Below are 13,743 nucleotides of genomic sequence, written 5' to 3' on the forward strand. Positions count from 1 at the left end.
TAGATGCTCAGGCAATATACCGCTTTATCTATTGTTGCTCCAAATGCTGAGCGAATTGTGCAAGGTCTTAAAACCTTGGAAGTTCGCTCATGGCAGCCTGAAAAATTACCACTTAAAGATGTAGTGATTGTCCAAAATCAAAACTTCCTTTTGAATGAGGGAGATGAAGAAATGGGGCGTGCTATAGCATTGGTTGATATTGAATCTACACATTTATGGCAATCTGATGAAGTAGGTGCAGCATGTGCCTCTTACTGGGCAGCAGGATATTTTGCATGGGTTATTTCAAATGTCCGTCCTTTTAAGAAGCCTATTGATGTTGTAGCAAAAAGGAAACTCTATAAAATTAAATTATAAAAAAAGGCAAAAATATGAATAGATTTGTGATTGGTTTATTATTTTTATTTATGTTCCAGAATAGCTTTGCAATGCCTGAATATCGGGCAGAAATGAGAAAAAGACTACAAGAGCAAAAGGTATCCAAATTTAATTTTGAAGATGCTTCTGTATCAACCATGACCCATTTGATTCAACATCAGTTTGGTATCAATTTTAGTTTTGATGCAAATGTTGATAAAAATAAAACAGCTCCGATTCGTCTAAAAGACTCTAATTTTCTACAATTTTTAGAAGTGGGACTAAATAAGTTAGATATGCGCTATCAGGTCGTAAGCCCAAATCATATTAAAATTATGGCAAAAGCTCAGCAGGTAGATCAGCTCAATTCATCTCTTGATTCTCCTCCACAGCTTTGGTCAGACCATAAGCGATTAAAACTCACCGTTGGAGATTGTGCTCAAAAAGGATATGCTGCATTACAGAAACTGGGTTTCTCAAAGATTGTGAAGAATCAATATTATGTTTATGGTAATTCTCAAAATAATCGTGCTGCGGTGAAATGTGTTGATCTAGGTCAGCAGTCTTTTGTCTATGCAATGGTAGTGGGAGAAGATGTAAAACAAGTTGAGAAATTACGTAATCAAATTATTAAAGAACTGTAATGTCAATAAATTTGCATATTCAAACTCAACAATTACTTTTACAATGCATTAAGTTGTATTCAAGATTGAATAGACCGAAGCAAAGGCTTTACTGAAAGGAGTTTGTTATGTCCCGTGTTGCTCGTTACCATGCCGATCGTACTAATCAAAAACTATATTTCGCTCGACTCGCATGTCAACAAGCAGAGCAAACCGAACATATTCAACAAGCGCAGGCTCATCGTGAATCTGCGGTATTTCACCTACATGGTGCGATTTTAGCCTTCTTACAAGAATTAGTGCGTTACTATCGTTTAAATGATTTGCAACCCACCTTTAAGTCAATTGAAGCGCATATGGCGGACAAAGGACAGGTTTCACCAGAGGTCACTGTATTGCAGCAACTTGCCAAAGATGGTTTTATTGCTGAGTTAAAACGTGCATACCGTATGTGCCAATATGCACCTGAACCGACATCACCTGAACCTGAAAGTGAAACTTCTTCTAATTTAATTATCAAAGTGACACAAAGCCCTCAAGCTTGGTTGCCAGATGCAAAGATTCTTCGTGAATGGCATCGTGAATTGAGTCATCTAATTGATGGTTTTCGTAACGAGATGGTTGAGTTTTAAGGTGAATAAAGCATAGACTTGAAATATAGGCAAACAGCACTTATATAAATAAGACGTGAGATTGCAAAGTACAAGGGTGCTTTGCCACCATGTTGAAACATGGAGTAATTGTATGTCAATGCAACAGTTAAAAGAGTTATTTGGTAGTCAGGAAGCAATTCTTGAGTTAGTTCAGCTCGAAGGTGGTGAGCTTGCGTTACGTAACGCAGGTTCTGAAGAAGAGCCTTTGGTCAAAATTCAATTTAGTGAAGACGTTAAAAAGATCTTAGGTGATCAAACGCCAACAGTTGCTCAACATATGATTCAGGCAGCATTATTTGGTTTGTTAGAAAAACAGATGAATCAGCAACAAGCTGAAGTTGTCGATGAACAACCACAATATTTTAGTTAGATCCGAATAGTTAAATAAAAAAAGCGTATATTAAATTACGCTTTTTTTATTCTATGGGCATTTTAATGTGCCATAGACTGATGTGCTAATTCAATTTGATTGAGAATATGATGACTCATATTTTTAGCCATTTCCTCTTTCGCATAGAAAACTTCACCGATATTCTCATTACGAATAACAGCAGCTTCTTCTTTGCTTTCAGCGCAGACCAATACTTGTATTTCTGGGTTAAGTTGTTTGGAAATATCGACGATTCGATGAATATCTAAAATATCCATCGGTGAAATGACTAGTAAACGTGCATGCTGGATATGCGCTTGAATCAAAACATTGGGTTCGGTTGCTTCACCACTCACTGCCGCAATCCCTTGCTCGCGTAATTTTTCAACGATCTCACGGTTTTCTTCAGCAATCACGACCTTGATATTTTGTTGAATTAAATTTTCAGTAATTCGACGTCCCACACCACCATAACCAATAATCACCACTTGATCTCTAAGGTAAGCCTGATCAACCTCATCTGGAAGCATGGCCAAGGGATCAGCGCTACGTTCCAACATACGAGCTAAATGCGAACGTGCACGAATCCAACGTTGCACAGGTTCAATTGCAGAGAAAATAAATGAGTTGAGCGTGATAGAAAATAATGCCCCAGCAAGAATTAAGTTCTGTGCATCAGCTGTAAGCAATCCTAGAGATAAGCCCAATGTGGCTAAAATAAAGGAGAATTCACCAATTTGCGCCAAACTTGCGCCTACAGTTAAAGCTGTATTGAGTGGATAGCGGAAGAATAAAACCAATGCCATTGCGGCTAAAGTTTTACCGACCATAATAATGGCAACCACAGCTAAAATACGCAAAGGCTCTTCAACTAAAATTCGAGGATCGAAAAGCATGCCCACAGAGACAAAGAAAAGGATGGCAAAGATTTCACGCAAAGGTAGGGTTTCTTCTTCAGCACGATGACTAAAGTCAGATTCTTTAACCACCATACCCGCAAAGAAAGCACCCAGTGCCATTGATACGCCAAATACAGCGTATGAACCATAGGCAATCGAAACGGCTGCGGCAACCACGGTGAGGGTAAATAACTCGCGAGAGCCTAAACGAGCGACGAATTGCATGATAATGGGTACAAGTCGCTTGCCGATAATGAGCATAAATGCAATAAAGCCAGTGACTTTAAGGAGTGTGATTCCAATGGTAGCCCAAATGCTTTGAGACGGATCAGTACCTGGCAAAGCATGTCCACCAAGCAAAACAGCAATAGCAGGCAATAACACCAAAGCTAAGACCATGACGAGATCTTCAACCAATAGCCAGCCAACTGCAATTTTACCATTCACAGAGTCGAGTAAACCTCGATCACCTAATGCTTTGAGTAATACCACTGTACTTGCGCAGGAGAGGCTTAAACCAAAAATCAGTGCTGAGCCAAAGCTCCATCCCCAAAACATGGAAACGCCAATACCTAAGACGGTTGCAACCGCAATTTGTAAGATGGCACCGGGTAAGGCAATGCGTCGGACTTGGAGTAAATCATTTAAGGAGAAATGCATCCCTACGCCGAACATTAAAAACATTACTCCAAGTTCGGCAAGCTGATTTGCAAGCTGGATATCTCCCACGACTCCGGGCGTATTTGGGCTAATGATAATGCCAGCAACTAAATAACCAATTAAAGGAGGTAAGCGTAAGCGTGCTGCGATATAGCCAAAAATAAGTGCCATACCAAAACCAACAGCAAGCAAAATAATTAAATCAACATCATGTGGCATTGAAACTCCTTAATCATTGCGGTTAAGGTACAAATAAATGAGCATAAAACATGCCAAGAAAACTTCGAATAAATTGTAACAAGTAAAATCGAATTTGTTGATGACAATTTTTTTAATTATCAAAAAAAATCATGTAAATCTTTTAGGCTGTATTTGAGTATCCAAATTTTAGACATAAAAAAACGGTTTCAGAAGAAACCGTTTTTTTTAAGAGAACTAAAATTATTTAATTTTAGCTTCTTTGAAGATTACGTGTTGACGGATTTTTGGATCAAATTTTTTGATTTCCATTTTTTCCGGCATAGTACGTTTGTTCTTAGTAGTGGTATAGAAATAACCTGTACCAGCTGTAGAAACGAGGCGGATTTTATCACGCATTGTTCAGACTCCTTAGATCTTTTGACCTTGAGCACGGAGATCAGCAACAACTTTCTCGATACCCAATTTATCAATAATACGCATACCTTTAGTGGTTAAACGAAGACGTACAAAACGCTTTTCGCTTTCTAACCAAAAACGGTGGTGGTGCAGGTTCGGCTCGAACCGGCGTTTGGTTTTGTTGTTTGCGTGCGATACGTTGTTACCAACGATTGGACGCTTGCCGGTAACTTGGCAAACCTTAGACATGGTGAACTCCATTGCTAGTTTATATAGCACTGTTTCGTGCAACTAGCCATTCAAGTAAACGGATGAAATCATTCAAGGGGCGTTTTATACCAAAAATACGATTAAAAGACAAGCGAATTTGGTAAAAACAGGGCATGAGCGAGTGTGATAGCTCATGCCTTGATCATCTTAACGAAATAGTGTTTTCAAAAGCAGTTTATGTGCTGGTTTGTTATACGGTGGAAGAATGAATTTTAAACTATACAGTTTAGGGCTGACTGGGTTAGACATCATAGAACGTTCATGAGAGAAGCTAAAGAAACCTTCCTTACCGTGATATTTACCCATACCAGATGCGCCAATACCACCAAATGGAAGGTCGTCTTGAGCAACATGCGTCAATACTTGATTGATCCCGAAATGACCTGAGTGGGTACGACTAGCGATGTAATCAGCACGAGCACTATCCACATCAAAATAATAAAATGCCAGTGGGCGTGGACGATCATTAATGAATTTAAGTGCATCATCAATATGATCGTATTCTAAAACTGGAAGAATTGGACCAAAAATTTCATTCTTCATGATGTCCATTTCAGTCGTTACACCTGTTAATAAGGTTGGTGCAATTTTACGAGCTTCAGTTAAAGATTCATTTTTTGAGTTTAACTCAACGATATTTGCACCTTGGTTACGTGCATCCTCTAAATAACCCTGTAAACGATTGTATTGTTTATCGTTTACAATAGAGGTGAAGTCTTTGTTATCACGTAAAGTCGGATACATTGTGTTGACGAAATCATTGTAGTGCTTCGTGAACTCAGCAGTTTTACCTTTAGGTAAGAACATATAATCTGGTGCAACACAAGTTTGACCTGCATTCCATAGCTTTCCTACCGCAATACGTTGTGCAACATCGCGAATATTCATGCTTGAATGAACAAGGGCAGGAGATTTACCGCCTAATTCTAAAATTACGGGCACTAAATTCTCAGCTGCAGCAGCCATGACCGTCTTACCAACAGACGTTGAGCCAGTGAAAATCATTTTATCAAATGCAAGATGACTGAATGCATCTGAAATTCTTCCCCCACCGTTAACTACAGCAACCAATTCTTGTGGGAATGCTTCTGCAAGGGCATTTTCAAGTACATAACCAAAATGTGAAGAGGCACTTGAGATTTTAATCATGGCATGGTTGCCTGCCGCCAATGCACAAATCAATGGACCTAAAGATAATAAAAGTGGATAGTTCCATGGCGCAATAATACCGATTACACCTAGAGGTTGATATTCTACCCAGCCTTTTGCTGGTTGGTGTAACATGCTGATATGGCGTTTAGATGGTTTCATCCATTCAGTTAAGTTCTTGCTATAGTATTTAATATGCTCTAAACAAGTAAGAACTTCACCTATTTTGGTTTCCATGATGGCGCGGTTGCCATAATCTTGACTAATTGCGTTAGCAAATTGATCTTGATATTTTACCAAGATACTTTTAAGTCGAGCTAAGCGTTCAATACGTTCTTTTGCGCTTGGTACAGGATGGCGTTGGTAAGCTGCTTTTTGCTGCTCAAGCAAATCATGTAGCCGTTGCACATCAACATGAGGTGTCATAGCGGTTGTTTTTGTTTGACTGTTCATAGGAGTTGACCAAAAGAAAACTTATTATTTTTTAATTTTTAGAGTAAATACTCTAAAGTGTCAAGTCGCTTTATAGGTTTGTTTTATAACCTATTGATAATGTTATAGATGGTTAATATCAATGTCGAACGCTAAACCGAACAAAACAAAAGATCGAATTTTGCAAATCAGTTTGCAATTGTTTAATGAGCGTGGTGAGCGTTCGGTCACAACAAATCACATTGCGGCTGAGTTAGGCATCAGTCCTGGCAATTTGTATTATCATTTTCGGAATAAACAAGAAATCATTAAAGAGTTGGCTCAGCAATATCAGGCTGAAACCTTGGAAATGTTGTCATTACCAACAGATCGTCCATTGAATGCCAATGATAAAATTAGCTACTTTCAAGTGTTAAGTAATCAGTTATGGGCATACCGATTTATTCATCGTGATGTTTATCATCTTGTTGAAAATAATGAGGACTTTAGAAAGATTTATCCACGTTTTGCTGGGCAAGTCATGCAGCAGGGGCAGCGAATTTATCGCGCTTTCGTCGATGCTGGCTTGATGAAAATGACCGATTCTGAAATTGAAGCTTTGATTATTAACTTGTGGATCGTTCTCACGAACTGGACCAACTTCTTATATATGTCGGGTCATATTAGCGATAATAATCGCCTCGAAGAAAAGTGGGTTTGGCAAGCATTACGACAAATGGTGTTTTTAGAAGGACCATATTTAATGGGTGAAAGTCGCCAAACTTATGAGCAATTGTTGAAGTCTTTGGGTCCATCAGACTTATTTGCGAGCTTATCCAATCTGAAAAATGATGACGGCGAGTAGCGTGTAGCTATTTAGTCATTGGCAAAAAAGCGCTAGAATGCTCCGCTTGATTTTAATTTGATTCGAATAAGTGATACTAACCACATGAACACGACTACTGCCCATACAGCACGATTACTCATTACTTGTGAAGACAAGCCGGGGATTGTGCAAGCTGTATCGAGCTTTTTGTATCATCAGGGAGCAAACATTACCGCACTTGATCAATACGCAACAGAAGCTCAAGGCGGACGTTATTTTATGCGTGTTGAGTTCGAGTTGGATCATTTGCATTCTCGTAAAGATGCACTCATGCAGACATTTGCTGCAAATGTTGCTGAACGTTATGAAATGCAATGGAAACTTACTTTTGTTGGTGAATTAAAGAAAGTTGGTATTTTAGTTTCTAAAGTTGACCATGCATTGTTAGAACTGTTGTGGCGTCATGCCCGTGGTTCTCTACCGTGTGAAATTACACAGGTTGTTTCAAACCATCCTGACTTGCGCGAAGCAGTAGAGAATTTTGGTATTCCATTCCATGTGGTGCCAGTCAATAAAGACAATAAAGTCGAAGCCTATGCTCAAATTAATGACATGATGCAAGGCAATGATTTATTGATCTTAGCGCGATATATGCAGATTTTGAGTGAAGACTTTGTTTCTCAATGGGAAATGAAAATTATCAATATTCATCATTCATTCTTACCTGCTTTTGTGGGCGCAAATCCATATAAGCAAGCGTATGAGAAAGGGGTGAAATTGATCGGAGCAACAGCGCATTATGTGACTGCTGATTTGGATCAAGGTCCAATTATTGAGCAGGATGTTGAGCGTGTGAGTCATGATTATAACGTAGAACAATTACGTGAGTTAGGCGAAGACGTTGAACGTAATGTATTGGCGCGTGCGGTCAAATGGCATTTAGAAGATCGTATTATTGTTGATGGTAACAAGACGGTGGTTTTTTAAGTCATAATTAAGATATAAAAAGCATGCTGTTTCAGCATGTTTTTTTATGTGACAATTGTTATGTTATAACATTTTGTTTGAGATTGATTAATTATACTAAACTAATCAAAGGTTTAGTTTCGGTTTGTAAAAAAATAGTTGCAAATGAAAACACTTCTCATTTATTATTACGGCACTTTCATTGTTCTATCCGATGAGTGAGATCGTTTTTTATTTTAAGAAGCGCCACCATCTATTAGGTACTTAGATTCTTATGAGTCCATCTCCTGCAACATTAAATACATCAAACCCGATGAAAAAGAAAATCATCGCTGCCATCGTTGCAGTTGTGATTGGACATGTGGGAGTTTTGTGGGCGGTGAGCCACATGAAAACGATTGAGTTAAGACCAATCGAAAAAGAACCGCTTAAGGTGAAGTTCGTTAAAATTAAAGAACCACCTAAACCTGAGCCACCGAAACCAAAAGAACAGCCGAAGCCTGAACCTAAAAAGGAAGTGAAGGAAGTTAAGGTTGTTGAAAAACCTTTACCTCCACCGAAGAAGATTGAAAAGGTTCAACAGGTAAAAGAAGCAGCAAAACCTGTACTTCAAAAAACTGAACCAAAGATTGAGCCTAAAGTTGAGACCAAAGTTGTTACGACTGTGACTGAGAAAGTGGTTGAAAAACCACAACCTGCTCAGGAAGTGGTTAAACCTCAACCAGCAGCAGATCCATCTCCAAAACGTGTATCTATTGGGGGGGCAGGAGTTCAGTGGAGTCGATCACCAAAATTATCTGTAACAGCTAAAGATTTAGATAACCAAACACGTTCAGTAATGGTCTTAATCGAGGCTGACGAAAAAGGTAAAATTACGAATGTCCGCATTACGCGCACAAGTGGTTTACCGAGTTTAGATGAAAAAGTATTACGTGCTGTAAAAAGTGCAAAGTTTAAACCTTATATGGAAAATGGTGTTGCTTATCCTATTCGAGCTGAGCAGCCGTTTGATCTTAGTCCTTAATAAATTTGCGTCCTAGTGACAGATTAAATCAGGAGTTCGTATATGAACTTTTCAGTTTATTGGCAACATGCAGATGCAGTAAGTAAAACACTGTATTTCATCCTTTTAGCGATGTCGATTGCGACGTGGACTATTTTCATTCTGCGCATTTTAGGTACACGCCAGTTAAAGCAACAGGCGTATGGCCAACTTGTTCAAGCTTTGGCGACACTTAAAGCGAAGTTACAGCCTTTATCATTTGAACAACGTAAAGCAGTTGCTGAACAAGCATTGCTTCGCCAAATCTCTGCTGAGAAATCTCAAGCAGAAAAAGGTGTATCAGTACTGGGTACAATTGCTTCACTTGCACCGTTTGTGGGTTTGTTCGGTACAGTATGGGGAATTTTCCATGCGCTTGTTGCTGTCGGTAAAAGCGGACAGGCTGGTTTAGCTCAGGTTGCAACACCAGTAGGTGAAGCCTTGATCATGACTGGTTTGGGTCTTGCAGTCGCGATTCCAGCGGTAATGGCTTATAACATTTGTGTACGATTCAATCGTGGTTTGGCACATGATTTACAAGATCAAGCGCACAGCCTGTTAATCGATACCATGTTGCAGCAAGAAACAGCGGCAAAAACAGAAACTAAATCAACTCAACAAAGTTTAGTTGGAGGTCAAGCTTAAAATGGGCTTTCAATTGGGTGAAGACCACGATAGTGGCATGAATGAGATGAACCTCATTCCTCTGATCGACATTATGTTGGTATTGATGATTATCTTTTTAGTCACAGCAACGGTTGCTAACCCATCAATTCCATTAGCTTTACCAAAAACAACAGCTGAAATTATAGATCCACCACCGAAGGCAATTACCATTAGTATTAATGAAAATGGTGAAGTGGCTTGGGATGCGCAAATTATTAGCTTAGATGAGCTGCAAAAGCGCTTTGAAGAAGCTGGTCAGGCAGAAACAAAACCGACAGTGCAGTTACGTGCTGACAAAGAGTCTAAATACGATACGGTTGCACAAGTAATGTCTCGTGCCAGTGAAGCAGGTTTAAGTGATATTGCGTTTGTGAGTGAAAACTAAGACAAGCCAATATAAAGAAAAAAGCAACTCATGGAGTTGCTTTTTTATGCTTATTCGTCTTTGAGTAGGTCTAGATACTTGGCACGTAATTTAGAGAGTTTAGGAGGGATACTAAAATTGCAGTAACCTTGTGAAGGATTACGGGCAAAGAAGTTTTGGTGGTATTCTTCAGCGGGATAAAAGGTCGGTACAGGACTGAGTTCCGTCACAATATTTAACCCTTCTTCCTCGAGTGTTTGAATAACATGTTCGGCTTGCTGCTTTTGCTCATCGTTAAAATAGTAAATGACAGAACGATATTGAGTACCAATGTCATTGCCTTGACGATTTAATGTGGTTGGATCATGTGTCGTAAAAAATACGTTTAACAGTTGGCTATAGTTGATTTGCTGTTCATCAAAATCGATGAGTACTACTTCTGCATGTTGGGTAGTACCTTGGCAAACTTGTTCGTAACTTGGATTTTGCACGATACCGCCCGCATAACCACTCACTACTTTTTCTACGCCTTTCAGTTGTAAAAAAACAGCTTCTACACACCAAAAACATCCACCACCCAATAGTGCTTGTTGCATTAATTTCCCCAATTTTTAATTTTAACAATGCATATAAAGTAAACGAAGTCCTTCAAAAGTAAAAGCCTGCATTGATAATGAGTTTTTACTTTTTGTAGATAGCGATTACATTCTTGATTGATTAGCTCGAATAAAATGAACCAAAATTTTTCCAGATGAATCTAGTAAACGTAGCTCTTGTCCATGAATTTGATAAGACGCGACATGGTTCAATGCTTGCTTATATTGATTCGCTATCAATTTTATTTCTTGATTAAAACAAGCTATTTCCGTTGATGTCATAGAGTCTAAACGTAAGTAATTTCCTTTGAGTGCATAGTTGCCTTGTATGCGATTACAACCGTCATTGGCAAAGAAGCGATTATTCTTTGTATCAAATTCGATGCTTGGACGTTTACCTGTCAGTGGATTTGTTTCAATACCGATATGATTAATTTTTGTTGCGATCCAAACCTGATTTTCTAATTCAAAATCTTTTTTATGTGTTGATGGATTCGATGTATTAAATGAATGTGTGGTTACGCAACTTGTTGCAGTAATTGATGCAATCATCATGCATGAGGCAAGTAGGGGCTTTAACATAGGCATCTTAATTCATTCCTTATTTTTTCTATTTTTTAATCAAAACAAAAGTTAGTGAAGCGTTAAGGTTTATTCAGTATTATCTTGTAAAAATATAAGAATTTTTAAATATGCGATCCAAACTATTGGCTCTGAGGTAATCCAGCTCGAATCGCTTCTGAAAAAGCTTCACTGCTTTGATTCGGTTGTTTTTGATATTGCTCAGCACGAGGATTGATGTGGGCTAAACCATACCACTCTTTCATGGTATGGTTTTGATTAAGAGCTTTTAAATCATATAGATAGTTGGGTAAATATCCCGAAGCCAATAGGCGATAGTCTTTAGGTAAGCGTTGTGGGTTAATCGCCTGTACCATATCAAACACTAGCGTAGTGCAGTTACTGGTCAGTGTGTTGTACCATTTTGCCTCAGTGCGTAATTCGTCAGTTTTATGCAGGTATTCAATAAAAAGCGCTTTTCGTTCAGCTTCTGGCATTTTAATTGGGAATAAATAAACTTGTTCATGACGAATATTGCTGCGTGTATACACAATATCTTTTTCATCAGAAGCAATAAGGCTGAGTTCATATTTACGAAAAAAACCGCCGATTGCTGAAAATTCTTCGTCATTTTCTTTGCGAATTTCAATCGAGAAAACAAGTGGTTTTTGATCAGAGAAATCAAAACTTAATAGGGTGTGGGCAATTTGTGGTCCCATCCAATAAGAGGCAATGACATTGATCCCCGTAATTTTATTGAGATCAAATGTACGATCCTCCCAATGAACATCGTAAGTTCCATCAGGGTGCCAGTTAAAATTGCGCACATTATGTATGCGAACGATATTATCTTTTTTCTCATAACTAAATTGTTTGGCAACTTCAGGATCCCAGTCCCGATCTTGTCGTGCATCTAGGGAAAAATACCAAATTAATGAGCAAGCAAATGCCGCACAATAGATCAGAATATCAGCACGTCGACTAAAAATATGTCCACTCACGTACACGCCGATTAAGCTTAAAGCAAACAAGCACCACAGAATAATGACAATGCGAGTAAAGAGCGTGCCTAGTGGTTGTTGAATCCACAAAGCTAAACATAGCCAAATACTTGAAACAACAATGAAGAACGTAAACAGGCTATGCAGAACACCAATCCCTAAAGCGATAAAAAACTCTCGTGATCCAATATTATGCATAGCCATCTGCGATCCATTTTTATTTTTGGTAGGTCGCAAACTCAAAAGCTATATTTGATTTCTCATCATGCTGTTGCTCTGAGTTTACTTTTTTAAATTCCGCGGGAATTTTTGGATAATGTGCATCACCTTGTACATCGAGATCAACATGGGTCAGTTCAAGACGATCTGCGATATTCAGCGTTTGAGTAAAAATCTCTCCACCACCAATAATAAATAAAGATGCTTTTTCAGAGTGTTGTACGTCTGTAAGTGCATTATCCAAAGCATCTTCAATCGTGTGAGCAACTTTTACACCTTCAAATTGCCAAGATGGGTCACGAGTAATGACCCAATTCACACGATTAGGAAGTGTGCGCCCCATTGATTCGAGTGTTTTGCGTCCCATAATAACCACCCCACCTTGGGTGATTGCTTTGAAATGCTTTAAATCAGCAGAGATATGCCACGGTAATGCATTACCTTTACCAATACAGTTGTTTTTATCCATTGCTACGACGTGAACAACTTCTACACCTTGCCATGCCATTTTATTATTTCTCTCAGGTTAAACTGCTACAGGGGCTTTGATTGCTGGATGTGACTCATAACCTACGATTTCAATATCTTCAAATTTAAAATCAAAGATGTCTTTAATCTCTGGATTCAGTTTTAACTCACATAAAGATAATGGTTCACGGCTGAGTTGTAATTTTGCTTGCTCAAAATGGTTGGCATATAAATGGGTATCACCACCAGTCCAAACAAAATCACCTACGCCTAAACCACATACTTGGGCAATCATATGTGTAAGTAGGGCATAGCTTGCAATATTAAAAGGTACGCCTAGAAATACATCAGCACTGCGCTGATAAAGCTGGCAAGACAATTTATTATCTTGAACAAAAAATTGGAATAATGTGTGGCAAGGCGGTAATGCAACTTTACCTGCTTCGTTTGGATTCCAGCCAGAGACAATCAAACGACGTGAGTTTGGATTAGTTTTGATTTCGTTGACTAACCATTGAATCTGGTCAAAACCATTTTGCTGATAAACACCATCTTCATTTTGAGTCGCGCCAAAGTTACGCCATTGGTGACCATAGACAGGACCAAGTTCACCTTCTGGACGACCAAAACGAGCGGTTTGTTCTGCTGTTGCCCATTCATCCCAAATAGAAACTTTATTATCTTTTAGATATTGAACGTTGGTATCGCCTTTGAGGAACCAAAGTAGCTCAATCACAATCGAACGAAAGTGTACTTTCTTGGTAGTCAATAGGGGGAAACCTTGAGCCAGATCAAAGCGCATTTGATGACCAAATACTGAACGTGTACCTGTGCCAGTGCGGTCGCCTTTGTCGCCGCCATTGTCAAGGATATGTTGTAAAAGGTCTAAATAGGTACGCATAACTGTCTCTAAAATCGTTTATGAACTTGCAGGCTGAACGAGTTAATCAGTTCGATTTGCTCAATAGGGAATGATACTTGATTATTCCCGCTTATAATATTTCTATTCTTTAAAAATACAAAAAGCGCTTTAAAGCGCTTTTTG

At 38.7% G+C, this 13,743-nt stretch carries 18 protein-coding genes; 9 read left to right on the forward strand and 9 right to left on the reverse strand.

Annotation, left to right across the window (positions count from 1 at the left end):
* Positions 1 to 3: 3 nt before the first annotated feature.
* The 4 genes from F933_RS11405 to F933_RS11420 all read left to right on the forward strand — a co-directional run bounded on the left by F933_RS11405 (position 4) and on the right by F933_RS11420 (position 2,003).
* Entirely contained in the window at positions 4 to 357 is a 354-nt protein-coding gene (locus tag F933_RS11405; protein WP_005061291.1) for an ASCH domain-containing protein, read from the forward strand.
* A 14-nt stretch (positions 358 to 371) separates the two neighbouring features.
* Positions 372 to 1,001: a hypothetical protein gene (locus F933_RS16875; protein ID WP_005061292.1), complete on the forward strand. Its 630-nt coding sequence runs from the start codon at positions 372 to 374 to the stop codon at positions 999 to 1,001.
* Between the two features lie 107 nt (positions 1,002 to 1,108).
* Positions 1,109 to 1,612, forward strand: a complete 504-nt coding sequence (locus F933_RS11415; protein WP_005061295.1) for a DUF6586 family protein — start codon at positions 1,109 to 1,111, stop codon at positions 1,610 to 1,612.
* Positions 1,613 to 1,724: 112 nt separating this feature from the next.
* Positions 1,725 to 2,003 (forward strand): hypothetical protein, encoded by a 279-nt coding sequence (locus F933_RS11420; protein WP_005051310.1) that lies wholly within the window; start codon positions 1,725 to 1,727, stop codon positions 2,001 to 2,003.
* Positions 2,004 to 2,065: 62 nt separating this feature from the next.
* On the opposite strand, the gene F933_RS11425 is transcribed toward F933_RS11420, so the two are convergent.
* From F933_RS11425 to F933_RS11440, 4 genes are all read right to left on the reverse strand, one after another.
* The gene (locus F933_RS11425) at positions 2,066 to 3,781 is read right to left on the reverse strand and encodes a cation:proton antiporter (RefSeq protein WP_005061297.1); all 1,716 of its coding nucleotides are present in this window, start codon (positions 3,779 to 3,781) and stop codon (positions 2,066 to 2,068) included.
* Positions 3,782 to 4,003: 222 nt separating this feature from the next.
* Entirely contained in the window at positions 4,004 to 4,159 is a 156-nt protein-coding gene (rpmG, locus tag F933_RS11430; protein ID WP_003654787.1) for a 50S ribosomal protein L33, read from the reverse strand.
* A 12-nt stretch (positions 4,160 to 4,171) separates the two neighbouring features.
* Entirely contained in the window at positions 4,172 to 4,408 is a 237-nt protein-coding gene (rpmB, locus tag F933_RS11435) for a 50S ribosomal protein L28 (protein ID WP_004649871.1), read from the reverse strand.
* A gap of 168 nt (positions 4,409 to 4,576) precedes the next feature.
* Positions 4,577 to 6,031, reverse strand: coding sequence for a coniferyl aldehyde dehydrogenase (locus F933_RS11440; protein WP_005061298.1), 1,455 nt, complete (start codon positions 6,029 to 6,031; stop codon positions 4,577 to 4,579).
* A 121-nt stretch (positions 6,032 to 6,152) separates the two neighbouring features.
* On the opposite strand from F933_RS11440, the gene F933_RS11445 reads away from it, so the two are divergent.
* The 5 genes from F933_RS11445 (at position 6,153) to F933_RS11465 (ending at position 9,874) form a co-directional block, all read left to right on the forward strand.
* On the forward strand, positions 6,153 to 6,854 hold the full coding sequence (locus F933_RS11445) for a TetR/AcrR family transcriptional regulator (RefSeq protein WP_005061299.1): 702 nt from the start codon (positions 6,153 to 6,155) through the stop codon (positions 6,852 to 6,854).
* A gap of 84 nt (positions 6,855 to 6,938) precedes the next feature.
* A complete protein-coding gene (gene purU / locus F933_RS11450; protein WP_005051319.1) occupies positions 6,939 to 7,802 on the forward strand; it encodes a formyltetrahydrofolate deformylase in 864 nt (287 codons plus the stop codon).
* A gap of 253 nt (positions 7,803 to 8,055) precedes the next feature.
* Positions 8,056 to 8,805, forward strand: coding sequence for an energy transducer TonB (locus F933_RS11455; RefSeq protein WP_005061303.1), 750 nt, complete (start codon positions 8,056 to 8,058; stop codon positions 8,803 to 8,805).
* A gap of 42 nt (positions 8,806 to 8,847) precedes the next feature.
* Complete coding sequence (locus F933_RS11460; RefSeq protein ID WP_005061305.1) at positions 8,848 to 9,468, forward strand: MotA/TolQ/ExbB proton channel family protein; 621 nt, start codon at positions 8,848 to 8,850, stop codon at positions 9,466 to 9,468.
* A gap of 1 nt (position 9,469) precedes the next feature.
* A complete protein-coding gene (locus tag F933_RS11465) occupies positions 9,470 to 9,874 on the forward strand; it encodes an ExbD/TolR family protein (RefSeq protein WP_005051327.1) in 405 nt (134 codons plus the stop codon).
* 50 nt (positions 9,875 to 9,924) lie between these two features.
* Here F933_RS11465 and msrA read toward each other — a convergent pair whose 3' ends face one another.
* The 5 genes from msrA to thyA all read right to left on the reverse strand — a co-directional run bounded on the left by msrA (position 9,925) and on the right by thyA (position 13,599).
* On the reverse strand, positions 9,925 to 10,449 hold the full coding sequence (msrA, locus tag F933_RS11470; RefSeq protein WP_005061308.1) for a peptide-methionine (S)-S-oxide reductase MsrA: 525 nt from the start codon (positions 10,447 to 10,449) through the stop codon (positions 9,925 to 9,927).
* A gap of 105 nt (positions 10,450 to 10,554) precedes the next feature.
* Positions 10,555 to 11,037 (reverse strand): META domain-containing protein, encoded by a 483-nt coding sequence (locus F933_RS11475; protein WP_005061310.1) that lies wholly within the window; start codon positions 11,035 to 11,037, stop codon positions 10,555 to 10,557.
* A gap of 116 nt (positions 11,038 to 11,153) precedes the next feature.
* Positions 11,154 to 12,209 (reverse strand): Lnb N-terminal periplasmic domain-containing protein, encoded by a 1,056-nt coding sequence (locus tag F933_RS11480; protein ID WP_034710997.1) that lies wholly within the window; start codon positions 12,207 to 12,209, stop codon positions 11,154 to 11,156.
* 19 nt (positions 12,210 to 12,228) lie between these two features.
* Entirely contained in the window at positions 12,229 to 12,738 is a 510-nt protein-coding gene (locus F933_RS11485; RefSeq protein ID WP_005061314.1) for a dihydrofolate reductase, read from the reverse strand.
* A gap of 18 nt (positions 12,739 to 12,756) precedes the next feature.
* A complete protein-coding gene (gene thyA, locus F933_RS11490; RefSeq protein WP_005061316.1) occupies positions 12,757 to 13,599 on the reverse strand; it encodes a thymidylate synthase in 843 nt (280 codons plus the stop codon).
* Between the last annotated feature and the right edge of the window lie 144 nt (positions 13,600 to 13,743).

The organism is Acinetobacter beijerinckii CIP 110307 (genome assembly GCF_000369005.1).
Taxonomy (GTDB): Bacteria; Pseudomonadota; Gammaproteobacteria; order Pseudomonadales; family Moraxellaceae; genus Acinetobacter; species Acinetobacter beijerinckii.

Bases quoted from the DNA above. Each gene is read 5' to 3' on its own strand.
- F933_RS11405 (WP_005061291.1), top strand. From the start codon at position 4: ATGCTCAGGCAATATACCGCTTTATCTATTGTTGCTCCAAATGCTGAG.
- F933_RS16875 (WP_005061292.1), top strand. From the start codon at position 372: ATGAATAGATTTGTGATTGGTTTATTATTTTTATTTATGTTCCAGAAT.
- F933_RS11415 (WP_005061295.1), top strand. From the start codon at position 1,109: ATGTCCCGTGTTGCTCGTTACCATGCCGATCGTACTAATCAAAAACTA.
- F933_RS11420 (WP_005051310.1), top strand. From the start codon at position 1,725: ATGTCAATGCAACAGTTAAAAGAGTTATTTGGTAGTCAGGAAGCAATT.
- F933_RS11425 (WP_005061297.1), bottom strand. From the start codon at position 3,781: ATGCCACATGATGTTGATTTAATTATTTTGCTTGCTGTTGGTTTTGGT.
- rpmG (WP_003654787.1), bottom strand. From the start codon at position 4,159: ATGCGTGATAAAATCCGCCTCGTTTCTACAGCTGGTACAGGTTATTTC.
- rpmB (WP_004649871.1), bottom strand. From the start codon at position 4,408: ATGTCTAAGGTTTGCCAAGTTACCGGCAAGCGTCCAATCGTTGGTAAC.
- F933_RS11440 (WP_005061298.1), bottom strand. From the start codon at position 6,031: ATGAACAGTCAAACAAAAACAACCGCTATGACACCTCATGTTGATGTG.
- F933_RS11445 (WP_005061299.1), top strand. From the start codon at position 6,153: ATGTCGAACGCTAAACCGAACAAAACAAAAGATCGAATTTTGCAAATC.
- purU (WP_005051319.1), top strand. From the start codon at position 6,939: ATGAACACGACTACTGCCCATACAGCACGATTACTCATTACTTGTGAA.
- F933_RS11455 (WP_005061303.1), top strand. From the start codon at position 8,056: ATGAGTCCATCTCCTGCAACATTAAATACATCAAACCCGATGAAAAAG.
- F933_RS11460 (WP_005061305.1), top strand. From the start codon at position 8,848: ATGAACTTTTCAGTTTATTGGCAACATGCAGATGCAGTAAGTAAAACA.
- F933_RS11465 (WP_005051327.1), top strand. From the start codon at position 9,470: ATGGGCTTTCAATTGGGTGAAGACCACGATAGTGGCATGAATGAGATG.
- msrA (WP_005061308.1), bottom strand. From the start codon at position 10,449: ATGCAACAAGCACTATTGGGTGGTGGATGTTTTTGGTGTGTAGAAGCT.
- F933_RS11475 (WP_005061310.1), bottom strand. From the start codon at position 11,037: ATGCCTATGTTAAAGCCCCTACTTGCCTCATGCATGATGATTGCATCA.
- F933_RS11480 (WP_034710997.1), bottom strand. From the start codon at position 12,209: ATGCATAATATTGGATCACGAGAGTTTTTTATCGCTTTAGGGATTGGT.
- F933_RS11485 (WP_005061314.1), bottom strand. From the start codon at position 12,738: ATGGCATGGCAAGGTGTAGAAGTTGTTCACGTCGTAGCAATGGATAAA.
- thyA (WP_005061316.1), bottom strand. From the start codon at position 13,599: ATGCGTACCTATTTAGACCTTTTACAACATATCCTTGACAATGGCGGC.